Below are 26,714 nucleotides of genomic sequence, written 5' to 3'. Positions count from 1 at the left end.
ACCCACAGAAGCGGCTCGCTCCTGAATTATTCTCCCCACCCACCCCTTTCCCATGTCCAAAGTTCTACTCTTCCTGCTCTTGCTGACCAGCCTCTCCGGCTGGGCCCAAACCAAAACCGTGGTGGTGGCCCAGGACGGTTCCGGCAACTTCCGCACCGTGCAGGCCGCCCTCGACGCTGTGCCGCTCAACAACAAAACGCCCATCGTCATTTTCATCCGCAAGGGCATTTACAAGGAAAAGCTGAACCTGGCCAAGAAGCAAACCTTCGTGAAGCTGATGGGGGAGGACCTCAACACCACCATCCTCACCTACGACGACTACAACGGCCGCACCCCCGCCAACGGCGAGCCCCTCGGCACGTCGGAAGCCTCCACGTTCCGGGTGTTTGGCAACGACTTCTCGGCCGAAAACATCACCTTTGAAAACACGGCCGGCACCGTGGGCCAGGGCCCCGCCATGTGGGTGTACGGCGACCGCGCCAAGTTCGTGAACTGCCGCTTCCTGGGCTTCCGCGACACGCTGTACGTGTACGGCTACGGCAGCCGGCAGTACTACAAGAACTGCTACATCGAAGGCACCACCGATTACATTCTGGGCTCGTCGACGGCGTTTTTTGAGGAGTGCACGCTGTTCTGCAAAACGGGCGGTACCGTCATCATCGCCGCGTCCACCCCCGACACCATTCGCTACGGCATCGTGATGCAGCGCTGCAAGATTGGCGGCGAAGCGCCGGCCGAGTCCTATTTCATTGCCCGCCCCTGGAAGCCCTTCGGCAAAACCGTGCTGCTGAACTGCGAGCTGAGCAACATCATCAAGCCCAAGGGCTGGGACCACTGGGGCAAGGAAAGCAACAAGCAGGACGCCTTTTTTGCCGAATTCAAGTCGACCGGCGACGGCGCGGCCCCCAAAGCCCGCATCCTGTGGTCGCGCCAGCTCTCGCCCCAGCAGGCGGCCTTCTACACCCGCGAAACCGTGCTGGGCAACTGGAACCCCCTGGCCACGGACTAAGCGCGCGGCAGCAACCCCCGAACGGCACCTGGTAGCAATCAGCGCCGTCGCGCAACCAGCAAACACGCCCAGGAGGCCGAAGGAAGGAGATTCGGCGCGAGTAAGCAATGGAAAAAATTCCGACGCGCTTGCCCAGTGAATAAAGTATTTATAAGACCAGATTTATTGGTATAGTACAATAATGGTTGCCATATCAGCAGAAGAGGAGAGGAGCGTTTAAGAATAAGGTTTTGCGGCCCTGCAGCCGCTTTTTCGCGGAATACGGCGGGTGGTTCAGCCTATGGCATCGTTCCCGGCAACGATTGCACAAAAATAGATTGTCCAACTCTTGCTTTTGGCTGGCCCGCTATGAAATCTTTATGAAGCAGGACCGGCCCCAATAGCATTGGCCCGCCGAATCCGGCCGCTTATTCTTCTCCGCATTGTCCCTTTTATGACTGCATTCTCTTCTGCGTTCAGCCTGGCTGGTAAGCGTGCCCTCGTCACGGGGTGCGACCGTGGTATCGGCCAAGCCATTGCCCTGGGCCTGGCCGAAGCCGGCGCCGACATCATCGGCGTATCCATTCACATGCCCGCTGGCGGCGAAACCGAGCTGGCCGTGCAGGCCCTGGGCCGCGAGTACAAGGGCTACCAGGCCGATTTTGGCAAGCTGGATGAGCTGCAGGGCTTCATTAAGCAAGTGCAGGCCGACTTTCCGGTCATCGACATTCTCTTCAACAACGCCGGCATCATCAAGCGCGCCCCCGCCGCCGAGCACTCCGACGAGGACTGGGACGCCGTGCTCAGCATCAACCTCGACGCGCCCTTCCGCCTGGCCCGCGCCATCGGCGGGCAGATGCTGCAAAACGGCTCTGGCAAAATCGTGTTCACGGCCTCGTTGCTCACCTTTCAGGGCGGCATCAACGTGCCCAGCTACGCGGCCAGCAAGGGCGGCGTGGGCAGCCTGGTGAAGGCGCTGGCCAACGAGTGGGCCGGCCGCGGCGTGAACGTGAACGCCATCGCGCCCGGCTACGTGGCCACCGACAACACCGCCGCCCTGCGCCAGGACGAGGAGCGCAGCGCCGCCATCCTCTCCCGCATTCCGGCCGGCCGCTGGGCCCTGCCCTCCGACTACGCCGGCCCGGCCGTGTTCCTGGCCTCGGCGGCCTCGGACTACGTGCACGGCACCATCCTCACCGTCGACGGCGGCTGGATGGGACGGTAGTTTAATTATGAATTAGGAATTATGAATGAGGAATTCATGGTTCTTCAAAAGGCTTAATTAACTACTTGTTCCTAGGCCGATTGACTCAATTCATAATTCATAATTAACCATTCATAATTCCCCATGACTCAGCGCTTTGCCATCGGCCCCCGCGAAACGGCCACGCTCAACACGAGCGGTATCCGCGAACATTTCCTGATTGAGAACATCTTCGCGGCCGGCGAAATCGAGCTGACCTACACGCACTACGACCGCATGATTGTGGGCGGCGCCCAACCGGCCGAGGCCGCGCTGTCGCTGCCCTGCCCGGAGTCGCTCAAAGCCACCTTTTTCCTGGAGCGCCGCGAGCTGGGCGCCCTCAACGTGGGCGGCGCGGGCACTATCACGGTCGATGGCACGGTGTACGCGTTGGGCAACCAAGACTGCCTTTATGTAGGAATGGGCGCCAAGGAAGTGGCGTTTGCCAGCGCCGACGCGGCCCAGCCGGCCAAGTTCTACCTGCTGTCGGCCCCGGCCCACGCGGCGCACCCCACCACCTTGCGCACGCAAGCCGAAGCCACGCCCGTGGAAATGGGCGCTAAGGAAACGGCCAACGAGCGCACCATCTACAAATACATCTACGCCGAGGGCATCCAAAGCTGCCAGCTGGTGATGGGCCTCACGCAGCTCCGGCCCGGCAACGTGTGGAACACCATGCCCAGCCACACCCACGACCGGCGAATGGAGGCCTACCTCTACTTCAACCTGCCCGAAGGGCAGCGCGTGCTGCACCTGCTGGGCGAGCCCCAGGAAACCCGCCCGCTGTGGGTGAGCAACGAGCAGGCCATTCTCTCGCCGCCGTGGAGCATCCACACCGGCTGCGGCACGGCCGCCTACGCCTTCATCTGGGGCATGGCCGGCGAAAACCGCGAATACACCGACATGGACGCTGTGCCCCTCCCAGCACTGCGCTAAGAATTTTAAAAAACTCCCACCCATCTTTTTCCACTCATGAAAAAACATTTTCTACTGGTCTGGCTCCTGTTTTTCGGGAGCATCGGGCTGGCAATGGCCCAGAATCGTCAGATTCAGGGCGTCGTCAAATCGGCGGAAGGCGAAGCCCTGCCGGGCGTAACGGTGCTGGTAGAAGGCACCACCAACGGCGCCTCTACGGGGGTGAATGGTGACTACAGCCTCACGCTGCCCGCCGCCAGCGCGGCCACGGCCAAGCTGCGCTTCAGCTTCGTGGGCTTTGTGTCGAAGGAAGTGACGGTGGGCGACCAGTCCACCATCAACGTGACCCTGGCTTCGGACAGCAAGCAGCTGGAAGACGTGGTGGTGATTGGCTACCAGGAGGTGCAGCGCCGCGACGTGACCGGCTCGGTGGCCTCGGTGAGCGCCCAGCAGCTGAAAGACATTCCGGTGAACTCGGCCGCTGAAGCCCTGTCGGGCCGTTTGGCCGGCGTGCAGGTGACTTCTTCGGAAGGCCAGCCGGGCTCGCAGGTGCAGATTCGGGTGCGCGGCGGCGGCTCGATTACCCAGGACAACTCGCCGCTGTACGTGGTGGACGGCGTGCAGGTGGAAAACGCGCTGAGCGTAATTTCGCCCCAGGACATTGCCTCGGTCGACGTGCTGAAAGACGCTTCGGCCACCGCCATCTACGGCGCCCGCGGGGCCAACGGCGTGGTCATCATCACCACCAAAGGCGGCCGCGAAGGCCGCACCAACGTGAACTACACGGGCTTTGCCGGCTTCCGCCACATCGCCAAAACGCTGCCGGTGCTGCAGTCGGCCGACTACGTGGACTACGCCTATGAGAAGTCGCGCATTTCGGGCGGCACAGCCCTGAGCAGCTTCAAGAGCCGCTTCGGCACTACCAATTTCCGCAGCGATACGCTGAACAACTTGCGCAACTCCGAATTCCTCGACTGGCAGGAGAAGGTGTTTGGCCGCAATGCCTTCCAGCAAACCCATAACCTGTCGATTTCGGGCGGCAACAAGGGCACGACGTACGCGCTGAGCCTCACGCGCAACGACGAAAACGGCATCCAGATGGCTTCGGGCTTCACCCGCAACCTCGTGAACTTCCGCTTCGACCACAAGGCCAGCGACAAGTTCCGGGTGGGCTTCTCGACCCGCCTCACCGACCAGGTGATTACCGGCACGGGCACCTCGCCTTCGTCGAACGGCAGCAACAGCACCACCAGCACCCGCCTGCGCAACGCGCTGATTTACCAGCCCATCCTGACGCCCAACCAGAGCAACTCCGGCGTGCCAGTGGAAGATTTTTCGGATGATGAATTCTTTCAGAACTCGAACTCGCTCTCGAACCCGGTGCTGACCATCAACAACGAGTTCCGCAAAAACCGGAGCCGGGTGTTCAACTTCGGCGTCAACGCCACTTATAGCTTCACCAAAAACCTGTCGTTCCGCACCACGGTGGGCTTCGACAACACGAACCTGCGCCTGGAGGATTTCTACGGCCAGTTCTCGCCGGCCATCCGCACGGTGAGCAACCTGCCCTACCTCAACCTCAACACGGGCCAGGCCCTCACGCTCAACAACTCGAACGTGCTGAGCTATTCGCTGAAGTTCGGCAAGCACAGCTTCGACGGCGTGCTGGGCGAGGAAACTTACCAGCGCCGCAGCACCTACGTGAACATCACGAGCCAGTTCTTGCCCAAGACGATTTCGTTTGAGCGGGCCGTCGACAACATCGCCCAGCGCGACCCCAACGCCCCCAACACGCCCCAGCCCGCGCCGCAGTCGGGCGTGAACGAAGACTCGCGTCTGCTCTCGGGCTTTGCCCGCCTGAACTACAACTACGACGGCAAGTACCTGTTCACGGCCACGTTGCGCGCCGACGGCTCGTCCAAGTTCAAGGGCAGCAACAAGGTGGGTTACTTCCCGGCTGCTTCGGCCGCCTGGCGCTTCTCGCAGGAAAACTTCATGCAAGGTGTGTCGTCTACGCTCAACGACGCCAAGCTGCGCCTGAGCTACGGTCTGTCGGGCAACAACCGCATCAACGACTTCCTGTATGACCCCTTGTTCGGCATCGGCCTGACGCAGAGCAGCAACCCGACAAACACCTATTACGCGCTGAATGACGTGCCCTTCCCCGGCGTGGCCGCTGTGTCGCTGGCCAACCCCAAGCTGAAGTGGGAAACCACGGCTTCGAGCAACGTGGGCCTGGACCTGGCTTTCTTCAACAACCGCCTGCAGTTCACTGCCGATGTGTACTACAACCGCACGTCGGACCTGCTGCTGAACCTGGCCATCAACCCCACCAGCGGCTACCTCACGCAGCTCATCAACGTGGGCGCCACTTCCAACCGCGGCCTCGAACTGCAACTGAGCGGCACGGTGATTCAGACCCCGGACTTCAACTGGACGGCCAACACCAACTTCTCCTTCAACCGCAACCGCGTGGAAGACCTCGGCGGCGGCAACGCCCTGCCCCTGCAGTACTCGGGCTGGGCCGGCACCGGCACGGGCCTGAGCAGCGGCGACTACCTGGTGCAAGTGGGCCAGCCCGTGGGCCTGATGTACGGCTACGTGACCGACGGCTTCTACACCGCCGATGATTTCAGCGGCTACAACACGTCTACCGGGCAGTGGGTGCTCAAGGGCGACCGGGTGAGCGACCGGGGCATCACGGGTTTCAGCAACGTGGGCCAGGAAGTGACGCCCGGCACCATCAAGCTGAAAGACGTGAACAAAGACGGCCAGATTACGGCCGACGACCGCCAGGTTATCGGCAATGCCAACCCCAAATTCACGGGTGGCCTGAACCAGCAGTTTTCCTATAAAGGTTTCGATGCCAGCTTGTTCCTGAACTGGGTGGTGGGCAATGACATCTACAACGCCAATAAAATCGACCTGACGTCTTACCCGGCCAACAGCAACTTGGCCAACGGCCTGGCCATCATGAAGGACCGGTACCGCCAGATTGACGAAAACGGCGCCATCATCACCGACTTGGCTACTTCGGCCCGCGTGAACCAGAACGCCACCATCTGGTCGCCCACCCGCACCACCTTCCTGCACTCGTGGGCCATCGAAGACGGCTCGTTCCTGCGCATCAACAACCTGACCGTGGGCTACACCCTGCCCAAGTCGATTTCGTCGTTGGCAAAGCTGCAATCGGCCCGCTTCTACGTGACGCTCAACAACCTGTATACGTTCACCAAATACACCGGCTACGACCCCGAGGTCAACACCCGCCGCGCCACGTCGCTCACCCCGGGTGTCGACTACGCGGCTTACCCGCGCAGCCGCGCTTACCTGTTTGGCATGAACCTGAATTTCTAATAGCTATCCGTCATGACTGCAATAAAACATATATTCCGCCCCGCCCTCGTGGCTTTGGGCCTCGCTGGAATGGCCAGCCTGGTGTCGTGCAAAGACTACCTGAACGTGGAAGCCACGGCCGTTGATACCTCCGAAGCCGTGTTCAGCACCACCAGCGGCGCCTACAGTGCCGTGATTGGGGCCTACGCGCCGCTGGCCGGCGACGTAGCCTACGGCAGCCGCATCAGCACCTACTTCCCCTACGATTCGGAAGACTTCCTGAACTCGCCCACTGGCATCGACGCCGGCGACGGCCGCCGCGGCATTGCCCGCTACGGCTCTATCACAAGCAACGTGGAAGTGCGCAACCCCTGGAATGCCCTGTACCGCGGCATCGAGCGCGCCAACATTTGCATCAAGTACATCCCGGGCATGGACCAGTACAAGGGCGGCAGCGACCAGGCTGCCGTGCAGCGCCTATACGGCGAAGCCCTGACCCTGCGCGCCCAGTACTACTTCGAGCTGGTGCGCAACTGGGGCGACGTGCCCGCGCCCTACGAGCCCACCGTGACCGGCGCCGACCTGAACCTGCCGCGCACCAAGCGCAACGACATCCTCGACCGGATGATTGCGGACCTCGACCTGGCCGCGCCGCTGGTGCCGTGGCGTTCGGCCGCTACCAACGACGAGCGCATCACCAAAGGCGCCGTGAAGGCCCTGCGCGCCCGCCTGGCGCTGTACCGTGCCAGCTACTACTTCGACCCGGTGAGTGCCAAGATGGAGCAGGCCGCCGACCGACAGAAGTACTACGAAATCGTGCGCACCGAGTGCCGCGACCTGATGAACAACCGCTCGGAGCATGACCTGAACGCCAGCTTCGAAGAGCCGTTCCGCAGCATCTGCGAGTACCGCCGCGACCTCAAGAACGAAATCATGTTCCAGGTGGCCATGGGCGGCACCGCCAACGGCAGCTCGACGGACAGCAAGCTGGGCTACGCCAATGGCCCGCGCGTAACGGCCACTTCGGCGGCTTTCGGGGCCACCACGCAGGGCTCGCTGGTGGCCGTGCCCACCTACTTCTACGCCTTCGACTCGACCGATACCCGCCGCGACGTGACGCTGGCGCCGTATAGCATCGACGCCGGCCCCAAGCGCCTGCACACCAACTCGGTGACCATCTACGACGGCAAGTTCCGCCGCGAGTGGAGCAGCAACGCCACCCTGCGCGCCAGCGCGGCCCAGGGCCTGGGCTACAACTGGCCCCTCATCCGCTTCTCCGACGTGCTGCTGATGTTTGCCGAAGCGCAAAATGAGCTGGCTGGTGGCCCCGACATTGCCTTCAACGGCGTGACGGCCCGCCAGGCCCTGATGGAAGTGCGCCTGCGCGGCTTCGGCGGCAACGCCACCCGGGCCGGCGTGGTATCGGGCAGCAAAGCCGGCTTCTTTGAGGCGGTGGCTACCGAGCGTAACCTGGAGTTTGGCGGCGAAGGCATTCGCAAGTACGACCTGATTCGGTGGAACCGCCTGGGCTCAACCTTCCAGACCATCAAAGCCACGCTGAACGCCTGGACGGCCCCCGGCGCCCTGAACACGCGCTACCCGCAGTACATCTACTACACCACACCCACCACGCTGGGGCCGCTGCAAATCCTGAACTCGTACTACAAGCCCTCGGCCACCGTGTCCGCTCCCGCGCTCACCACCCGCGTGGACTGGATTACGGTGAACGCGACCAATACCTCGGGCATCACCACCACCCGCATCAACGACATCGCCTCGGCCTACACCGAAGCGCACCAGTTGCTGCCCATCCCGGCCGAGTCCATCAACCTCAATCCCAAGCTGACGCAAAACCCTGGCTACTAAGCCAGACGTGCGCAGGTTGACGAAAAGGGATTGTTAACTAAAGGCAAATTGCGGGCTTGCGGCCCGATGCTGTTATGAGAATGAAGTTGCAGATGCTTTTCCTGGTGGGCGGGCTGACGGGGACGGCTTTGGGTTCGGCCTGCGCCCGCAAGGAAGTAGTGACGGAAGACGCCGGCAAGGCGTCGGTCAGTGCGTCCACGGCCAGCGCATCCAATCCGCAAGCCCCCGTGCTGCTGGACAGCACCGCCGAAAAAATGCTGGTCTTCCAGCGTGCCATCGGCGGCTGGCCCAAAGCGGTGGGCACCGCGAAGGTGGACTATAAGCACCCGCTGAGCGCCGCCGACCGTGCCCGCACCCTGGCCGACAAAAACCGCAACGACGCCACGATTGACAACAACGCGACGAGCCGCGAAATCATTTACCTGGCCCAGGCCTACCAAAAAACCAACAACCCGGCCTACCGTCAGGGCGCCGAAAACGGCCTCCGCTTCCTGCTGAAAATGCAGTACCCCAACGGCGGCTTCCCGCAGTACTATCCCGATTTCAGCAACTACCGCCACCAGATTACCTACAACGACAACGCCATGGTGCGCTGCCTGGAGGTGCTGCGCGCGGTGGCCCAGCAAAAAGCTCCCTACAACGGGCTCGATGCCAGCCTGGTAGCACCGGCAAAGGACGCCGTGGAGCGCGGCGTGGACTGCATTCTGAAAACGCAGTACGTGCGCCAGGGCCAGCCCACGGCGTGGTGCGCGCAGTACGACGAGAAAACCCTGCAGCCGGCCAAGGCCCGCGCCTTCGAGCTGGCTTCGCTGAGCGGGGATGAGTCGGTGGAAATCGTGCGCTTTCTGATGGGGGTGGAGAAGCCCTCGCCGGCCGTGCGCAAGGCCATCGACAGCGCCATGGCCTGGTTCCAGAAAGTGAAGCTGACCGGCTACACCATGAAGGAAATTGCCGCCCCCGGTGAGAAGACCGGCCGCGACCGGGTCATCGTGCCCGAAGCCGGCGCCACCATCTGGGCCCGGTTTTACGAGCTCGATACCGACCGGCCCATTTACGTGGGGCGCGACAGCCAGGTGCATTATCAGTTGTCCGAGATTGAAAACGAGCGCCGCGCCGGCTACCTCTACGCCGGCACCTGGCCCGCCAAGCTGCTCGAAAAAGAATACCCCGCCTGGCAGAAGCGGGTAGGTACGGGAGAGAAGCCCTAACGTGCTACCCTAGCTTCGTTGCGCACTAGTTATTTACTCCGTCTTACTTCCACCCCGATGGACACTTTGAATCAACCGCTGGCCTTGGCCGCTCCAGCCGCGGGCAGCGCCGCCTCCGTGGCCTGGCCCGCCCAAGCCCTGTTTGACCTGCCCGAAAAGGTTCTCCAGTTCGGCACGGGCGTGCTGCTGCGCGGCCTGCCCGATTTTATGATTGACGAGGCCAACCGCCAGGGCGTGTTCAACGGCCGCGTGGTGGTGGTGAAAAGCACCGACGGCGGCGACGCCACCGCCTTCGAGCGCCAGAACGGCCTGTACACCGTGTGCGTGCGCGGCGTGGAAGACGGCAAGCCCGTGGAAGAAAACGTGGTGTGCGCCAGCATCAGCCGCGTGCTGTCGGCCAAAAGCCAGTGGGCTGAAGTGCTCGAATTTGCCGCTAGCCCCGACCTGCAAGTGGTGATTTCCAACACCACCGAAGTCGGCATTCAGCTGGTGAACGAGGACATTCACCTCACGCCGCCCACGTCGTTTCCGGGCAAGCTGCTGGCTGTGCTCTACGCCCGTTTCCAGGCCTTCAAGGGCGACGTGAACTGCGGGCTGGTGATTGTGCCCACCGAGCTGATTCCGGACAACGGCCGCAAGCTCGAAGCCATTGTGCTGGAGCTGGCCCACCGCAACGACCTCGGCAGCGCCTTCATCGACTGGCTCGAATCGGCCAACCACTTCTGCAATACGCTGGTCGACCGCATCGTGCCCGGCCGCCCCGAGCCCGCCCTGTACGCCCAGCTGCAAACCGAGCTCGGCTACAAAGACGAGTTGCTCACCATGAGCGAAGCCTACGCCCTGTGGGCCATTGAGGGCGGCGAGAAGGTGCGGGAGGTGCTCTCGTTCCACGCCGTGGCCAAGGGCGTGGTGGTGCGGCCCGACATCACGCTGTTCCGCGAGCTGAAGCTGCGCTTGCTCAATGGCACGCACACGCTGAGCTACGCCCTGGCCCACCTCGTGGGCTGCGCCACCGTGCGCGAAGCCCTGGAAAACGAAGACCTGGCGCGCTTCATCCACAACCTGATGCTGGCCGATTTGCTGCCCGGCATCCCGTACCAGGTGGACGAGAAGGTGGGACAGCGCTTCGGCATGCAGGTGCTTGACCGGTTCCGTAACCCCTTCCTGGAGCACCGCTGGCTGGCCATTGCCATGCAGGGCACCGCCAAGATGCAGATGCGCAACGTGCCCACGCTGCTGCACTACTACCAGACGCACAACGCCGTGCCGCACTACATGGCCCTGGGCTTTGCGGCCTACCTGCTGTTCATGCGCAACACGGCCTCGGCGCCGGGTGTGGGCCAGGGCGAAGCCAACGGCGAGCCCTACACCATCATCGACGACCGCGCCAGCTACTTTGCCGACCTGTGGGCCCGTCTCTCGCCCGAGGAGCTGACCACTACCGCCCTGCGCAACACAGTGCTGTGGGGCCAGGACCTGACCCGCCTGCCCGGCTTTGCCAATGCCGTGACCAACTACCTGACCCAGCTGCTGGAGGAGGACCCGGCGGGCACCCTGGCGGCTTTTTTCACCAAAAAAACAGCTTTGGCTAATTAGTTGCGGCCGTTTTCTGTTTGAATACTATGAAACATCAAGTTGCTCGCATTCACCCCGCCGACAACGTATTGGTTGCCCTCGTCGACCTGCCCATCGGCACCGAGGTGCCCTGGGAAGGCGGCTACGTGACCACCACCGAAGCCATTCCGGCCAAGCACAAGCTCACGCCGCTGGGCCTGAGCGTGGGTCAATCCGTGACGATGTACGGCGTGCTGGTGGGCAAAGCCAAAGAAGCCATTCGCCCCGGCGGCCGCCTCACCACGGCCAACATGCAGCACGCCACCAACAGCTACGACGAAAACGCCCACCAGCGCGCCGCCTGGCAGGCCCCCGACGTGTCGGGCTGGCAAAACCGCACCTTCCTGGGCTACCACCGCGCCGATGGCCGCGTGGGCACCGCCAACTACTGGCTGGTGATTCCGCTGGTGTTCTGCGAAAATCGTAATATCCAGGTGCTGAAAGACGCCCTGATTACCGACCTCGGCTACGAGCGCCGCAAGAACTACCAGCCCGAAACCCGTAAATTGCTTAGCCTGCTGCAAGCCGGTAAGTCGGTGGAGGAAATCCTCAGTGCCGATTTGGCCGCCGGGGAGGACGTGGCCCAGAACCAGCGCCCGTTCCCGAACGTGGACGGCATCCGTTTCCTCTCGCACGAGGGGGGCTGCGGCGGCATTCGTCAGGATGCCCAGACGCTGTGCGGCCTGCTGGCCGGCTACATCACGCATCCCAACGTGGCTGGCGCCACCGTGCTCAGCCTCGGCTGCCAGAACGCGCAGGCCAGCATGCTGCAGGAGGAAATCGCCAAGCGCGACCCCCATTTCAGCAAGCCCCTCTACATCCTCGACCAGCAAAAGCTGGGCACCGAGGAAGCCCTCATCAGCACGGCGCTGCGCCAAACTTTTGCCGGCCTGATGATTGCCAACCAGGCGCGCCGCGAGCCCGCACCGCTGAAGGCCCTGAACATCGGCCTAGAGTGCGGCGGCTCCGATGGGTTCTCCGGCATCTCGGCCAACCCGGCTTTGGGTCATGTTTCGGACATGCTGGTGGCGTTGGGCGGCTCGGTTATCTTGGCCGAATTCCCGGAGCTGTGCGGCGTGGAGCAGGAACTCGTGGACCGCAGCGTGGAGCCCGCCGTGGCCGAGCGGTTCAGCAGCCTGATGAAGGCCTACGGCGACAGCGCCGTGGCCGTGGGCTCGGGCTTCGATATGAACCCCTCGCCGGGCAATATCCGTGACGGTTTGATTACGGACGCCATGAAATCGGCCGGCGCGGCCCGCAAGGGCGGCTCGTCGCCGGTGGTGGCCGTGCTCGATTACCCCGAGCCCGTGACCAAGCCCGGTTTGAACCTGCTCTGTACGCCCGGCAACGACGTGGAATCGACCACGGCCGAAGTGGGCTCAGGCGCCAACATCGTCCTGTTCACCACGGGCCTGGGCACGCCCACCGGCAACCCCATTGCCCCGGTTATTAAGGTGGCCAGCAACACGGCCCTCGCCAAGCGCATGCCCGACATCATCGACGTGAACACCGGAACGGTGATTGACGGCGAAGAAACCATCGAGCAGGCCGGCGAGCGCATTCTGGACTACGTCATCCGGGTGGCCAGCGGCGAGGAAGTGGCCGCCGTGCGCCACGACCAGACCGATTTCATCCCGTGGAAGCGCGGGGTGAGTTTGTAACATTTCCCGTCTGTCATCCTGAGCGCAGCGAAGGACCTTACCGCGCCAGCTTCGGCTGAATTACCATAAGTTGTTTCTGTGTGAGAAGGTCCTTCGCTGCGCTCAGGATGACAGACGAGTTGATTTATTTACGCAACCGTTTTCGCTAATTAAATCCCGCTTTGTGAAGGATACGGCCCCCGCGGCGGCCTACCTTCGGTTCTCGAAGCAGCCGCACTAACCGGGTTCCCACCCATCCCAACCTAGTTGCTTATGAAGCCTTTTCTCTCCGACGATTTCCTGCTGCAAACGGCCACGGCCAGCACGCTCTACCACGAGTATGCCAAGCAGATGCCCATCATCGACTATCATAACCACCTGCTGCCCGACCAGATAGCCGAGGACAAGCAGTTTGAAAACATCACCCAAATCTGGCTCTACGGCGACCACTACAAGTGGCGCGCCATGCGGGCCAACGGCGTGCCCGAGCGCTACATCACCGGTGATGCCTCGGACTGGGAGAAGTTTGAGAAATGGGCCGAAACCGTGCCCTACACCCTGCGCAACCCCCTCTACCACTGGACGCACCTGGAGCTGCGCCGCTACTTCGGCATCACCGAGCTGCTGAACAAGGACAGCGCCCGCCGCATCTACGACGAGTGCAGTGCCAAGCTGCAAACGGCCGAGTACTCGGTGCAAAACCTGCTGAAAATGATGCAGGTGGAAACCCTCTGCACCACCGACGACCCGGCCGATTCGCTGGAGCACCACCAGGCACTGGCCGCCTCGGGCTTTGCCGTAAACGTGCTGCCTACCTTCCGCGCCGACAAGGCGATGGCCCCGGAATCGGCCGCGGCCTACAACCAGTACCTCGACAAGCTGGCCGTTGCCGCTGAGCTCGACATCCGCACCTTTGCCGACCTGGAAAAGGCCCTCCGCCGCCGCCATGATTTCTTCGCCAGCGTGGGCTGCCGTCTGTCGGACCACGGCCTGGAGCAGATTTATGCCTCTGAATACACCGACGCGGAAATTGACGCCATCTTCTCGAAAGTGCGCGGCGGCGCCGAGCTGACCGCCGACGAGGTGTTGAAGTTCAAATCGGCCATGCTGGTGCTGCTGGCCGTGCTAGATTGGGAAAAGGGCTGGACGCAGCAGTACCACATCGGCGCGCTGCGCAACAACAACTCGCGCATGCTGCGCGAACTGGGCCCCGACACGGGCTGGGATTCCATTGGCGATTTCCCGCAGGGCCGCGCGTTGTCGGCTTTCCTCGACCGCCTCGACGGGCAGGACAAGCTGGCTAAAACCATCATCTACAACCTCAACCCGGCCGACAACGAACTCATTGCCACAATGATTGGCAACTTCAACGACGGTTCGGTGGCGGGCAAAATCCAGTTCGGCTCCGGCTGGTGGTTTCTCGACCAGAAGGACGGCATGGAAAAGCAAATCAACGCTCTGAGTAACATGGGCTTGTTGTCGCGCTTCGTGGGCATGCTCACCGACTCGCGCAGCTTCCTCTCGTACCCGCGCCACGAGTATTTCCGCCGCGTGCTCTGCAACCTACTCGGCAACGACGTGGAAAACGGCGAGCTGCCGGCCGACATGGACCTGCTGGGCCGCACGGTGCAAAACATCTGCTACGGCAATGCCAGGGAGTATTTCGGCTTCGGCAAAGTGGTAGAAGCCGCGGCCGTAACGGCGTAAATACTGGAAAAACCGAACGTCATGCAGAGCGCAGCGAAGCATCTTTACTGCAAGAGTAACTAGTTGCGTTGTGCAGTAAAGATGCTTCGCTGCGCTCTGCATGACGTTCTACCAATTCCCTCAGCCCTTAAGTACCCAATTCCTTACTAAATGAAGCAAGTTGTCACGTTCGGCGAAATCATGATGCGGCTGTCGCCGCCGTTGAATTATCGGTTCGCCCAAACGCAAAGCCTCGAAATCACCTACGGCGGCGGCGACGCCAACGTGGGCGCTTCCCTGGCCGGTTTTGGAGTGCCCGCCGCGCACGTTACTTGCTTTCCGGCCAACGACTTAGGCCGCGCCGCGGCTCAGCAGTTCCGCGCCCTGGGCGTGAACATGGACGCCACCATTTATCAGGGCGACCGCCTCGGGCTGTATTTTCTGGAAGTGGGGGCGGGGATGCGGCCCAGCAAAGTGGTGTACGACCGCGCCAATTCGGCCTTCGCCAACCTCGACCCGGCGGCCTTCAACTGGGATGAAATCCTGAAGAATGCCGGCTGGCTGCACTGGACGGGCATCACGCCCGCCATTTCGGCCAGCACGGCCGAGGCCACGCGCCAGGCCATTGCCGCCGCCCGCCGCCTGGGCATCACCGTTTCGGCCGATGTGAACTACCGCCGCAACCTGTGGCAGTACGGCCAGACGGCCCAGTCCGTGATGTCGGAACTGGTGGAAGGTTGCGACGTGGTGGTGTGCTCCGAAAACGACGCCGAGGACCTGTTCGGCATCAAGCCGCAGCCCGGCACCGACAGCAAGTTTGTATCGGTGGCCCAGCAGGTGATGGCGCGGTTTCCGCAAATCAAGCAGGTTGTCACCACGCGCCGCAAAACGCACAGTGCCTCGCACAACGGCTTGAAAGGCATCTATTACGACGGCCAACAGTTTCTCGAAACCGTTACCTACGACATCAACCCCATCGTCGACCGCATTGGTGGGGGCGACGCCTTCATGGCCGGCTTCATCTACGGCTCGCTGGCGTACGACAACCCCCAGCAGGCGCTTACCTTCGGAGTAGCGGCCTCGGCCCTGAAGCACACCGTGCACGGCGACGTGAATCTGGTAACAGTGGCCGAGGTGGAAGAAATTATGAAAGGCAACACCAGCGGCCGGTTACTGCGCTAAATTAAGTTATTAGCTGATGGCGGTTAGCTATTAGCTTTTTAAATCCTGAAAATCAGCTAACGGCTAGCAGCTAATAGCTAACAGCTCAAACTATGCCCCGACACTCCGCCGAAGAAACCCTCGCCGCGCTGCTCCGCTACCCGGTGGTGCCCGTGTTCTACCACGCCGACGTGGCGTACGCCCAGCGCATTTTGCAGGCGTGCTACACCGGCGGCATTCGCGTGTTCGAGTTTGTGAACCGGGGCGAGCAGGCGCTGGAGGTGTTCACGCAGCTGCAGGCTTTCGTGGCCGGGCAGTGCCCGGATATGATTCTGGGTATCGGCACCATTTACCAGGCCGAAGACGCGGCTAAGTTCATTGCCGCGGGGGCTGAGTTTGTGGTGCAGCCCTGCGCCACGGCCGAGGTGGCCGACGTGTGCCGCAGCCGCAACATTCCGTGGCTGCCCGGTGCCATGACGCCCACCGAGATTTACCACGCCAGCCAGTTTGGCGCGGCCGTGGTAAAGATTTTCCCCGGCAACGTGGTGGGGCCCGACTATGTAAAAGCCCTGCGCGGCCCTATGCCTCACATCAAGCTGATGGTGACGGGAGGTGTGGAGCCGACCGAAGAAAGTGTGAGCGCTTGGTTTGGCGCGGGCGTGAATGCGGTGGGCATGGGCTCGCAGCTCTTCAAAAATGCCGACGATACCGATGCGCTTTCCGCCAGCATCAGCCAGCTGATGCAGTTTGTTGAAACACTGAAAAAATAGTTTCTGATGGCACGCCCGGCGTGCCATTGGCTGGTTGCCGAGTATTGCCCTGGTTTCAAATTCCCGAACTCGATGAAAACAACTTCCGCCCAGGCGCCGCCTGATTCCCCGCTGACCACTGCCAATGCCGCGATGGGCAAATACCGCTGGACCATTTGCGCCCTCGTGTTTTTTGCCACCACCATCAACTACCTCGACCGGGCGGTTATTTCGCTGCTGAAGCCCAATCTGGAAAAGGTGTTCAGCTGGACGGCGGCCGACTACGCCAACATCGAGATTACCTTTAAGCTAGCCTATGCCGTTGGCATGGTGGGCGTGGGGCGCATCATCGACAGGTTGGGAACCAAGCTTGGGTATGGCTTGGCCACGGCGCTGTGGAGCCTGTCGGCCATGGGGCACGCCTTTGTGAGCAGCACGCTGGGCTTTGGCGTCGCCCGCGGGTTTCTGGGCATCACGGAAGCCGGCAACTTCCCGGCCGCCATCAAAACCGTGGCCGAGTGGTTTCCGCAGCGGGAGCGGGCCCTGGCCACCGGCATTTTCAACTCGGGTTCCAACGTGGGCGCCATCATCGCGCCGTCGGTTCTCTACATTGCCGCCACAGGGCCCAATGGCTGGAAATGGGCCTTTATCATTACCGGTGCGCTGGGCTTTATTTGGCTGATGCTGTGGTATTTAATATACGAAACACCGGCTAACAGCAAACGGCTGAGCAAAGCCGAATTTGATTACATCAATGCCGACATTCCGGTGGGCCTGCCGGCCGAAGGGGTGGTAGAAGAAAAACCCAAAGCCTCGTGGGCCACGCTGTTGGGCTTCCGCCAAACCTGGGCCTTCGTGCTGGGCAAGTTCCTGACCGACCCCATCTGGTGGTTCTACCTGTTTTGGTTGCCCGACTTTTTGGGCAAGCAGTACCACCTCAAGGGCACGGACGTGGCCCTGCCGGTGGCAGCGGTATACATTTTGTCGAGCATCGGCAGCGTTGGCGGCGGCTATTTGCCGCTGGGCTTCATCAAGCGCGGAATGCCCGCGTTTCAGGCCCGCAAAACGGCTATGCTGATTATTGCTTTCTGCGTGCTCCCCATCGTGGCCGCACAGTGGCTGGGCAGCCTGAACATGTGGCTGGCGGTGCTGGTCATTGGCATTGCGGCGGCGGCCCACCAGGCCTGGAGCGCCAACATCTTCACCACGGTATCGGACATGTTTCCGAAGCGCGCGGTGGGCTCCGTCACGGGCATCGGCGGCATGGCCGGCGGCCTGGGCGGCATCGCCCTCACGGCGCTGGTGCAGAAGCGCATGTTTGTGCACTTCGAGAGCATTGGCCAAATCGACAAGGCGTACTACATCATGTTTTTTATCTGCGGCGCGGCCTATCTGCTGGCCTGGGTGCTGATGTTCACGCTGGTGCCCCGCATGGAGCCCATCCAGCTCGAAGACGAATAAAACCCTTCAAACGGCGCGGTTTTCAACGGAGGCCGCGCCGTTTTGCTTTCCTTCCAAACCCCTTTCCGGATATGAAAACGCGGCCCCTGCTGCTGGCGCTGTTGCTGGCTTTGCCTTTGTTCGCCCTCGCCCAGGCGCCTAATCAGAAAAGTATGGCCACTGTTAAGGAAGTTGAAGCCCTGGAGCGGCAGCGCTTTGAGGCGCAGGTAAAAAAGGACTACGCGTTTCTGGAAAAGGTTTTCGCCGATGACCTGGTGTACACGCACGGCAGCGGCCTGCAAAACACCAAGTCGGAATACATCCAGAGCATTAAGGACGGCAAAAGCCAGTACGGCAAGATTGACGTGGACGCCCTGAACGTGCGCCTGTACAACGACGACAAAACGGCCGTCGTGAACGGCACCATCCGCATCACCTCGCCGCCCCAGCCCGACGGCAGCACCAGCGTGGCCCGCATCAAGTACGTGGTGACGCAAATCAAAGACAAGAAAAAAGGCTGGCAGGTGGTGCTGTGGCAGGCCCAGAAGCAAGCCAGCTAAAACCGTAGCGTGGACTCGGCGAGTCCGCGCGCCACCCTCACGTCAGAACCAATCTATGCGCGGACTCGCCGAGTCCGCGCCACAAGTCTCCCCCATGTCTCAAGCCCAAGCCACCGAAAACACCCTGGCCACCCCCGTTGGCACCACGCTGGAACGCTACATCAAGCGCAAAGAATCTGAATTTGCCTACGCCACCGGCGAGCTGAGCCAGCTACTGCGCGACATTGCCCTGGCCGGCAAAATCGTGAACCGCGAGGTGAACCGGGCGGGCCTTTCGCGCATCACCGGGGCCATGGGCGAAAGAAACGTGCAGGGCGAGCACCAGCAAAAGCTCGACGTAGAAGCCAACATCCGCTTCATCCGGGCGCTGACGAACGGGGGCGAGGCCTGCGCCGTGCTGTCGGAAGAAGACGAGCACATCATCGAAACCGGCAACACCCACGGCAAGTACGTGGTGGCCATCGACCCGCTCGACGGCTCCTCCAACATCGACGTGAACGTGAGCATCGGCACCATTTTCAGCATCTACCGCCGCGTGTCGCGCATTGGCGGGCCGGCGCGCAAGGAAGACTTTTTGCAGGGCGGCCGCTCGCAGGTGGCTGCGGGCTACATTCTCTACGGCTCCAGCACCATGCTGGTGTACACCACCGGGCACGGCGTGGCGGGCTTCACCTACGAAAACTCGCTGGGCGAATTCTTCCTCTCGCACCCCGACATCAAGATTCCGCGCCAGGGACCAATTTTTTCCTGCAACGAAGGCAACTGGTTCGACTACCCGGAGTTTGTGCGCACCTTCCTCACCACCTGCAAGGAGCGCCGCCTCACGGCCCGCTACGTGGGTTCGCTGGTGGCCGACTACCACCGCAACCTCTTCACGGGCGGCATTTACCTCTACCCGCCCACCACGGACAAGCCGGCCGGCAAGCTGCGCCTGCTCTACGAAGGCTACCCGTTGGCCTTCCTCATCGAGCAGGCTGGCGGCATGGCCGTGACCGGGGCCGATGTGGTGCTCGACGTGCACCCCACCGCCGACCTGCACCAGCGCGCGCCACTGTTTGTGGGCTCCGCCGATTTGGTGCAGGAACTGCAGGCCGTGGCGGCCCAATAAGCCCGCTTGGGGCAAGAAGCCGACTTTTTAGGGTTTCTTAAAGCTCCAATCAGCGGGGGCTTCCAGCAGCTCGTTTTGCCAAAGCAATTGCTCGTTGGTGATGGGGTAGGGGGCGCCGTCGCGAATGGTTTGCTGCACGGCATCGAACAGCCCGAGGTAGTTGCCGGGCGCGGCCGGGTCCGGCTGGGTCGTTAGCGCTCCGTCCGGGCCGGCCAGCGTCAGGCGGCCTTCTTGGCCGGGTTTTTCGCGGCCGTACTCCAGGGCCAGGGGCGACATTCCCGCCAGCAGCTGAGGTTCCTGCGGGTCGGTGCGGCCTTTCTGGTAGCTGCCCTGCGTGCCGTGCAGCACGTAGGCCGGGCCGGGGTCGGCGATGAGCAGGCCGGAGGTCAGCCACACGTTCAGGCCTTGCGGGTAGCGCAGGTGCAGCGAAAAGTAGTCGTCGACCTGGGTGCCGACGCGGTAGTGCCCCGCGGTTTTGTGGTAGCTCAGCGGCTGGCCAAACAGGCTGAGCGCTTGGTCGCTGAGGTGCGGGCCGAGGTCGTAGAGCAGGCCGCTGCCGGGCAGCACTTCCTCTTTGAATTTCTTGGGGTTCAACGCGGTCTTGTAGCGGTCGAAGCGAAAATGCACTTCGATGAGCTGGCCCAGCTGCCCGCTTTCCACCACCCGGCGCACGGCGCCGAAGTCGGTGTCCCAGCGCCGGTTGTGGTAGGCCAGCAGGTGGCGGCCGGCCGCTTGGGCAAGGGCGAGAAGCTTCTGAAACTGCGCTGCCGACGTGGCCACGGGCTTTTCGAGCAGCACGTGCTTGCCGGCGCGCAGGGCCTGGCTGGCCAGGTCGAAGTGGGTGTTGCTGGGCGTGTTCACCACCACGAGCTCGATGCCGGGGTCGGCCAGTAGCTCGGCCACGCTGGGGTAGCTGCGGATGCCGGGGTAGTCGCGGTGCATGCGCTGCTCGGTGCGCTCGGCCACGCCCACGAGGTCGAACCCGGCGTGCGCCGAGAGAAAAGGAGCCTGAAAAAGCTTGCCCGACATGCCGTAGGCGAGCAGGGCGGTGCGAATGGGAGCGGCGGAGGTGGTCATGGCGCCAAATGTAAACCGCGGCCGCGGCAACGCGCCGGGGACGGAACGGTGCAAGGCCAGCCGGTGACCTTTGGAAAAGTGAACTATGGCAAGGACAGAAACCGGATGATGGCCAGAATAATGCTGATAATCAACAGGTATTGCCTGTCGGGAATATTGATTAGTAGATTGATTTTTTGATTTTGCCTAACTTGTACCGGGTTTTTTAGCGCAACGCTGGGCACTATCCTTCGTGCCAGGTGTTTGCGTTCAAAAAAGCAGCCCGTGGGGTGGAGGCCGCGTCGTTGGCGGCGGCGGCCGCAAATTCCAGGGGTTGAGAGAGGTAACATGCGATGCTTTGCGAAGCGGCCCGGGCTTGCGCAACGGCCCACAAGGATTGAAAACTGACTTTATGAAGCCATATATTATTCTGACGGCGTGGTTGAGCCTGATGCTGGGCAGCCATTCGGCGGCGCAGGCCCAGACGAAGGCGGCCACCCCGAGCACCGCGCCGCCCGCCGCCCCGCGCTACCGCGTGGGCACCCTGGCCACCGACCCGCTCCAGTACATTGCCGACGTGCAGAGCATGATGGCCGCCACCAAAAACGCCGGCGCCATGGCCACCGCCGCCCGGCTCAAGGAGCTGTGGGGCACCAACCGGCTCACCTCGTCGCAGCAGGCGCGCATCGTGGCGCTGTCGCAGGTGATGCTGACCCAGCACTTCCGGCCCCGGCCGCATTTCGAGAGTCTGTTCGGCGCCATCCTCGGCGGGGTGAACACGGCCAAGCTCAGCGACGCGCAGATGGACCAGTTTCTGGAAGTGCTGAGCCAGACGCTGGCCAAGGAGCAGCCCACCGAAACCGAGAAATTCATCAACACCACCAACCGCTTTCTCAACGGCGGCTACCTCTACAAAACCGGTTACAACACCTTGCGGGCCGTGGGCGGCACCGTGTCGTTTGCGTATTCCCCCATCGCCGCGCCCGTTTCCAACCTGGATTTTGGCACCGCTGCGCCGGCGCCCAAAGAGGAGCCGCTGCCCGCCGCGCCCAAGCCCGCCGCCAAGAAAGCGGCGCCCAAACCCGTGGCCAAAGCCGCACCCAAGCCTGCACCCAAGAAAAAAGCCAGCAGCAGTGGCTGGGACACCGCCGACTTGTGGTCGTCGCCGTCGGGTGGCGGCTGGGGCGATGCCGACGACGGCTGGGGCGCGCCCGTGAAAAAGAAGGCACCGGCCAAAAAGCCTGTAGCCAAAGCCACCCCGGCCGCTGCCAAAGCCAGCCCGGCCGCCAAGCCTACGGCCGCCGAGCTGGCTGCCAAAGCCGCCGATTTTGAGACGCCCACGGCCAGCTTCACGCCCTCGGCGCTGCCCTACGAAGAATATCTGGCGCCGCCCGCCCGCGGGGCCGTGCTCGTTATTAAAGATGCCGACCTGTTCATGGCTTCGGCCGGCGACTCGGTTTTTCTGAAGAAGGTGAGCGGCACGGCCGTGCCCAATACCAACCGCTTCATTGCCACCGGCGGGCAGTTCACGTGGTCCATCAAAACCAATCTGGTGACGGCCGATTTGGCGGGGTTCGACTTCGACATGGCCAAGCCCGAGTTCACGGCCCAGCCCGTGACGCTGACCTACCCGGCCGTGCTGGAAGCCCCCGTGAAAGGCGCCCTCAGCTACAAGGCCGTGCGCCGCAAGCCCGGCCAGACCGACAACGGCTACCCGCGCTTCATCTCGCTCACCAACGACGCCCGCATCAAGAGCTTGGGCGACAACATCTCCTACCGCGGCGGCCTGTCGATGGCGGGCAGCAAGGTGCTGAGCGCGGCCCTCGACGGCTCGCTCTCCAACCTCACGGTGAGCCTCGACGGCAAGCCCAAGTTCAAGGCCGCGTCGCGGGCCTACGTGCTCGGCGACTCGCTGATTACGGCCAGCCGGGCGGCCATCACCATCTACCAGGGCGCGAAGGACTCGGTGACGCACCCCGGCGCCCAGCTCAAGTATTCCAAAGCCAAGCAGCAGCTCAAGCTCTCGCGCGAGGAAGGCCTGTACAAGAACACGCCCTACAGCGACTCCTACCACCAGATGGAAATCCGGACGCAGGCCCTGACCTGGAACCTGCGCCAGCCCACGGTCGACTTCGAAGTATTGTCGTCGAAAAACCAGCAGTCGGCGGACTTCGAGAGCAAGGAGTTCTTCACCAACAACCGCTACCAGCAGCTCAAGAGCATCAACCGGCTGCACCCGCTCCAGATGCTGGTGGGCTACAGCCAGGCCCACGGCAACGTGAAAACCATCAACGTGAGCGACCTGGCCCGCGACCTGCAAACCTCGGAAGACAACATGCGCAGCGCGGCTTCGGGCCTCACCCGCGACGGCTACGTGGGCTGGAACGCCCAGACCGGCGAGGTCACCATTCTGCCCAAGGGCTTCCACTACGTGGCCTCGGCACGCGATAAGAAGGACTACGACCACATCGCCATCAAGTCCTTGTCGGGCTCGGGCCGCAACGCCACGCTCAACCTGAACACCAACGAGCTGCTGGTGCGCGGCGTGGACCGGTTCAACTTTTCCGACGACTCGGCCACGGTGTTCGTGAAGCCGGACAGCGCCATCATCCGCATCCAGAAAAACCGGAACATCGATTTCAGCGGCACGGTGGTGGCGTCGGCCATGCGCTTCAAGGGCCGCGAATTCAAGTTTGACTACGACGGCTTCTACGTCGACATGGCCAAGATTGACTCCATCGTCATTCGCAGCGAGGCCAAGGACGCCAAGGGCAAGCCCACCGGCAAAAGGGCCGACTTCGCCCTCACCAACAAGGGCAAGACCTCCAGCGGCCGGCTGTTCCTCAACGACCCCAAAAACAAATCGGGCCGCAAGAAAAAGCCGAATTATCCGTCGTTCGATTCCAAAACCGGGTCCAACGTGTACTTCGGCAAGCAGGACGTGCTGGGCGGCGCCTACGACTCCACGATGGTGTTCGACATTCCGCCGTTCAAGCTCGACTCGCTGAATGGCATCGGCAAGGCAGCTTCCGGGTTCGACGGTACCTTCCGCAGCGGCGGCATTCTGCCCGACCTCAAAACCAAGCTCACCGTGCAGCCCGACGGCTCGCTGGGCTTCACCTACGACGTGCCCAAGGACGGCTTCCCGCTCTACAAGGGCCGCGGCCGGGTGTTCAACAAGGTGAAGATGGACGGCAAGGGCCTGCAGGCCGACGGCACCGTGACCTACCAGTCGGGCACGTTCACTTCCAACAGCTTCGTATTTTACCGCGACTCGGTGGTGGCCGTGGGCAAAACCGGCGCCATCGCGGCCAAGAAAACCGCCACCGCCGACATTCCCAAGATGAGCCTGCCCGCCGGCTACCTCATGAACTGGAACGTGCGCCAGGACTCGATGTACCTGACCACGCCGGCCAGCGGCGAGGCCATTCGCCTCTACTCCGGCCCCGCAGACCCCAAAACCAAGACGGCCTCGGGCTACAACTTCAAAGGCACCGCGCTGCTGACGCCCCGCAACGCCGGCGGCGCCGGCCGCCTCGACGGCCCGCAGACCTTCATCAAGTCGCCGGAATTCACGTTCAAGTCGGACAGCTACTCCGGCCGCAAGGCGGCGCTGAGCGTGAAATCGGCCGAAGCCAACAAGCCGGCCCTCACCGCCAACGACGTGGCGTTTGAGTACAACATGCAGAAAGGCTACGCCGACTTCAAGCGCGAAGACGGCAGCAAGGCCAGCATCGACCTGCCGTATTCGAAGTTTAAAACCACGCTGAGCGACGGCCACTGGGACTTCAAGAAAAAGCAGGTGAAGCTGCGCGTGGCCGCCAACGCCGACTCCACCCGGTCGTACTTCTACTCCACCAACCCCGACCAGCAGGGCCTGAAGTTCAAGGCCGCTACTGCCACCTACGACCTGGCCAAGTACCAGATGAAGGTGGGCGGCGTGCCCTACATCGCCGCCGCCGACGCCTGGGTGATGCCCGACTCCGGCAAGGTGAACATCGGGGCCAACGGCAAGATTGGGCGCTTCAAAAACGCCACGGTGCTGCTCGACTCGCTGGCTAAGTTCCACCGCCTCAGCAAGGGCAGCATCGACGTGCTGTCGAAGGCGGCCTTCAGCGGCACGGCCGAGTACACCTTCAAAACCGCGCGCGACTCGGTGGCCTTGCGCTTCTCCAACTTCGAGCCCGACCCCGGCGCCCTGCTCGCCAGCACCGACAAGGGCAAGAAGGGCGGCCTGCTGGGCAGCCGCAAGCGCGAGTCGGACCTGGGCGACGCCCCCGGCCCGGCCACCCTGGCCACCGCCGTGGTGGCCACCAACGGCAAGTTTCAGCTCACGCCCCGCATCGGCTACCGTGGCAACGTGCAGCTGAACTCGCAGCGCCGCGGCTTCGCCTTCGACGGGCAGGTGCAGCTGCAGTTCGGCAAAACCCGCACCGCGGCCGAGTGGATTGCGGTGAAAGACTCCATCGACCCCAAAAACTTTAGCCTCAACCTGAAGGACATCAAGGCCGAGGACGGCACGCCGCTCGTGACCGGCCTGTTCTTGTCGGACCAGAGCAACAAGCTGTACCCGCTGTACGCGGCCACCGTGCCCAACCCCACCGACGTGGCCCTGTTCAAGGTGGACGGCAAGCTGCGCTACGACGACAAGAAGGGCGTGTACAGCATCTCGCGCCGCGACCTCGACGACGTGAACGCCTACGAAGGCGCGGCCCTCACCTACACCGACGAAACCAACTCGCTCAGCTTCCGCGGGCCCATGTCGTTCATCGGTGCCAGCAAGGACTACAAGATGGTGGCCGCCGGCGTGGGCACCGCCAACCCCGACAGCGCCCGCTACTCGGTGGACGCGCTGCTGGGCATCGACATCACCATGCCCCCAAAGGCCGTGGACGTGATGGGCGCCGAGCTGGTGCGCGTCACCAAAGGCTCGGCCGAGGCGCAGGACGGCTCCAGCAACGAGTTGTACAAGCTGGGCCAGTTCATCGGCGACAAGGGCGTGGAAGGCTACTCGTCGCACCGCGGCGCCGCCGACCCGCTCATCAAGCTCTCGCCCAAGCTGGCCCACACCCTGCTGCTGAGCAAGGTGAACCTGCGCTGGAACGACAAGAAGCGCGCCTGGTACTCTGTGGGCGAAATCGGGGTGGCCGGCGTGGGCAAAACGCCCCTCAACGCCCTGATGAACGGCTACGTGGAAATCCGCCGCGAAAACTCGACCGACGTGGTGGAGGTGTACCTCGAGCCCGAGCCCCAGACCTGGTACTACCTCAAGTACGCCAACAACCTGCTCAAGGCGAAATCATCCAGCGAGAGCTTCGACGCCGAAATCGGGGGCAAGCAGAAGGGCGACTACGAAACGGCCAGCAGCTACGGCGTCTTCCTCGGCGACTTTGGCGACGTGGACGGCTTCCGCGCGCACTTCCAGAAGGACTACCTGGGCAAAACCGGCAAGCTGGCCGCCCGCCCCGCCGCCCCCACGCCCACCGGCAACTTCGACGTGTTTGAGGACAAGAAGAAAAAGAAGAAGAGCAAGGACGAGGACGCCTTCGGCGCTGACCCCAACGCCAACCCCGGCAGTGCCCCGGCCGAAGCGCCCGTTTCGACCAAGAAAAAGAAGAAGAAGGACAACGACCCCTTCGGCGACGGCACCGTGGACGAGCCGGCTGCCGCACCCGAGCCTAAAAAGGAAAAAGCCAAGGACAAAGACAAGGCCGCCGACGCCCCCGCCGCTGAGCCGGAGCCCAAAAAGGAGAAAGCTAAGGACAAGGAAAAAGCCGCCGAACCCGCCGCCGACGCCCCCGCCGCCGAACCCGACGCCGCCCAGACCAAGAAGGAAGCCGAGCGCCAGGCCAAGGAAGCTGAAAAGCTGAAAAAGGAGGAGGAGAAAAAGAAGAAGGAGGAAGAGAAGAAGAAAAAGAAAGCCGCCGACGACCCGTTCGGGGATAGTTAAGGCCAATCAAACGGTTGCTTGGCTCGTAACAGAACGTCATGTCGAGCGTAGCCGAGACATCTCGCGTGGGGTAGTAACTCAATCGTCCAACGAAAGAATTGCTACCCCACGCGAGATGTCTCGGCTGCGCTCGACATGACGTTCTGCTTTATGCGTTGCCTTCATAATGACGCATTCCCCTACATTTATCCCCG

The 26,714-nt window shown here is 62.5% G+C and carries 16 protein-coding genes; 15 read left to right on the top strand and 1 reads right to left on the bottom strand.

Annotated elements, in window-relative coordinates; genetic code table 11:
* Window positions 1-52: 52 nt before the first annotated feature.
* The 14 genes from I2H31_RS11905 to fbp all read left to right on the top strand — a co-directional run bounded on the left by I2H31_RS11905 (window position 53) and on the right by fbp (window position 19,514).
* On the top strand, window positions 53-1,009 hold the full coding sequence (locus I2H31_RS11905; RefSeq protein ID WP_196293263.1) for a pectinesterase family protein: 957 nt from the start codon (window positions 53-55) through the stop codon (window positions 1,007-1,009).
* Between the two features lie 433 nt (window positions 1,010-1,442).
* Window positions 1,443-2,213: an SDR family oxidoreductase gene (locus I2H31_RS11900; protein WP_196293262.1), complete on the top strand. Its 771-nt coding sequence runs from the start codon at window positions 1,443-1,445 to the stop codon at window positions 2,211-2,213.
* A gap of 123 nt (window positions 2,214-2,336) precedes the next feature.
* Window positions 2,337-3,167, top strand: a complete 831-nt coding sequence (gene kduI, locus I2H31_RS11895; protein ID WP_196293261.1) for a 5-dehydro-4-deoxy-D-glucuronate isomerase — start codon at window positions 2,337-2,339, stop codon at window positions 3,165-3,167.
* Between the two features lie 36 nt (window positions 3,168-3,203).
* Window positions 3,204-6,503: a SusC/RagA family TonB-linked outer membrane protein gene (locus I2H31_RS11890; protein ID WP_196293260.1), complete on the top strand. Its 3,300-nt coding sequence runs from the start codon at window positions 3,204-3,206 to the stop codon at window positions 6,501-6,503.
* Window positions 6,504-6,515: 12 nt separating this feature from the next.
* On the top strand, window positions 6,516-8,348 hold the full coding sequence (locus I2H31_RS11885) for a RagB/SusD family nutrient uptake outer membrane protein (RefSeq protein ID WP_196293259.1): 1,833 nt from the start codon (window positions 6,516-6,518) through the stop codon (window positions 8,346-8,348).
* Between the two features lie 80 nt (window positions 8,349-8,428).
* Complete coding sequence (gene pelA, locus I2H31_RS11880; protein ID WP_230687722.1) at window positions 8,429-9,556, top strand: pectate lyase; 1,128 nt, start codon at window positions 8,429-8,431, stop codon at window positions 9,554-9,556.
* 57 nt (window positions 9,557-9,613) lie between these two features.
* Window positions 9,614-11,152, top strand: a complete 1,539-nt coding sequence (locus I2H31_RS11875; RefSeq protein WP_196293258.1) for a tagaturonate reductase — start codon at window positions 9,614-9,616, stop codon at window positions 11,150-11,152.
* 26 nt (window positions 11,153-11,178) lie between these two features.
* On the top strand, window positions 11,179-12,831 hold the full coding sequence (locus I2H31_RS11870) for a UxaA family hydrolase (protein ID WP_196293257.1): 1,653 nt from the start codon (window positions 11,179-11,181) through the stop codon (window positions 12,829-12,831).
* Between the two features lie 252 nt (window positions 12,832-13,083).
* Window positions 13,084-14,517 (top strand): glucuronate isomerase, encoded by a 1,434-nt coding sequence (uxaC, locus tag I2H31_RS11865; RefSeq protein WP_196293256.1) that lies wholly within the window; start codon window positions 13,084-13,086, stop codon window positions 14,515-14,517.
* Between the two features lie 150 nt (window positions 14,518-14,667).
* Entirely contained in the window at window positions 14,668-15,678 is a 1,011-nt protein-coding gene (locus I2H31_RS11860; RefSeq protein ID WP_196293255.1) for a sugar kinase, read from the top strand.
* A 92-nt stretch (window positions 15,679-15,770) separates the two neighbouring features.
* Window positions 15,771-16,427, top strand: coding sequence for a beta/alpha barrel domain-containing protein (locus tag I2H31_RS11855; RefSeq protein ID WP_196293254.1), 657 nt, complete (start codon window positions 15,771-15,773; stop codon window positions 16,425-16,427).
* Window positions 16,428-16,499: 72 nt separating this feature from the next.
* Entirely contained in the window at window positions 16,500-17,867 is a 1,368-nt protein-coding gene (locus tag I2H31_RS11850) for an MFS transporter (protein ID WP_196293253.1), read from the top strand.
* A 71-nt stretch (window positions 17,868-17,938) separates the two neighbouring features.
* On the top strand, window positions 17,939-18,406 hold the full coding sequence (locus I2H31_RS11845; protein WP_196293252.1) for a nuclear transport factor 2 family protein: 468 nt from the start codon (window positions 17,939-17,941) through the stop codon (window positions 18,404-18,406).
* Between the two features lie 94 nt (window positions 18,407-18,500).
* A complete protein-coding gene (fbp, locus tag I2H31_RS11840; protein ID WP_196293251.1) occupies window positions 18,501-19,514 on the top strand; it encodes a class 1 fructose-bisphosphatase in 1,014 nt (337 codons plus the stop codon).
* 27 nt (window positions 19,515-19,541) lie between these two features.
* Here fbp and I2H31_RS11835 read toward each other — a convergent pair whose 3' ends face one another.
* Window positions 19,542-20,591: a Gfo/Idh/MocA family oxidoreductase gene (locus tag I2H31_RS11835; protein ID WP_196293250.1), complete on the bottom strand. Its 1,050-nt coding sequence runs from the start codon at window positions 20,589-20,591 to the stop codon at window positions 19,542-19,544.
* A gap of 391 nt (window positions 20,592-20,982) precedes the next feature.
* Between I2H31_RS11835 and I2H31_RS11830 the strand changes: the two genes are divergently transcribed.
* Window positions 20,983-26,520 (top strand): hypothetical protein, encoded by a 5,538-nt coding sequence (locus I2H31_RS11830; protein ID WP_196293249.1) that lies wholly within the window; start codon window positions 20,983-20,985, stop codon window positions 26,518-26,520.
* Window positions 26,521-26,714 lie beyond the last annotated feature (194 nt).

It is taken from the genome of Hymenobacter ruricola (assembly GCF_015694525.1).
Taxonomy (GTDB): Bacteria; Bacteroidota; Bacteroidia; order Cytophagales; family Hymenobacteraceae; genus Hymenobacter; species Hymenobacter ruricola.
This window is presented reverse-complemented; position numbering and strand designations above follow the sequence as displayed.

Bases quoted from the DNA above. Each gene is read 5' to 3' on its own strand.
- I2H31_RS11845 (WP_196293252.1), top strand. From the start codon at position 17,939: ATGAAAACGCGGCCCCTGCTGCTGGCGCTGTTGCTGGCTTTGCCTTTG.
- kduI (WP_196293261.1), top strand. From the start codon at position 2,337: ATGACTCAGCGCTTTGCCATCGGCCCCCGCGAAACGGCCACGCTCAAC.
- I2H31_RS11870 (WP_196293257.1), top strand. From the start codon at position 11,179: ATGAAACATCAAGTTGCTCGCATTCACCCCGCCGACAACGTATTGGTT.
- I2H31_RS11885 (WP_196293259.1), top strand. From the start codon at position 6,516: ATGACTGCAATAAAACATATATTCCGCCCCGCCCTCGTGGCTTTGGGC.
- fbp (WP_196293251.1), top strand. From the start codon at position 18,501: ATGTCTCAAGCCCAAGCCACCGAAAACACCCTGGCCACCCCCGTTGGC.
- pelA (WP_230687722.1), top strand. From the start codon at position 8,429: ATGAAGTTGCAGATGCTTTTCCTGGTGGGCGGGCTGACGGGGACGGCT.
- I2H31_RS11860 (WP_196293255.1), top strand. From the start codon at position 14,668: ATGAAGCAAGTTGTCACGTTCGGCGAAATCATGATGCGGCTGTCGCCG.
- I2H31_RS11905 (WP_196293263.1), top strand. From the start codon at position 53: ATGTCCAAAGTTCTACTCTTCCTGCTCTTGCTGACCAGCCTCTCCGGC.
- I2H31_RS11875 (WP_196293258.1), top strand. From the start codon at position 9,614: ATGGACACTTTGAATCAACCGCTGGCCTTGGCCGCTCCAGCCGCGGGC.
- I2H31_RS11855 (WP_196293254.1), top strand. From the start codon at position 15,771: ATGCCCCGACACTCCGCCGAAGAAACCCTCGCCGCGCTGCTCCGCTAC.
- I2H31_RS11830 (WP_196293249.1), top strand. From the start codon at position 20,983: ATGAAGCCATATATTATTCTGACGGCGTGGTTGAGCCTGATGCTGGGC.
- I2H31_RS11900 (WP_196293262.1), top strand. From the start codon at position 1,443: ATGACTGCATTCTCTTCTGCGTTCAGCCTGGCTGGTAAGCGTGCCCTC.
- I2H31_RS11835 (WP_196293250.1), bottom strand. From the start codon at position 20,591: ATGACCACCTCCGCCGCTCCCATTCGCACCGCCCTGCTCGCCTACGGC.
- uxaC (WP_196293256.1), top strand. From the start codon at position 13,084: ATGAAGCCTTTTCTCTCCGACGATTTCCTGCTGCAAACGGCCACGGCC.
- I2H31_RS11890 (WP_196293260.1), top strand. From the start codon at position 3,204: ATGAAAAAACATTTTCTACTGGTCTGGCTCCTGTTTTTCGGGAGCATC.
- I2H31_RS11850 (WP_196293253.1), top strand. From the start codon at position 16,500: ATGAAAACAACTTCCGCCCAGGCGCCGCCTGATTCCCCGCTGACCACT.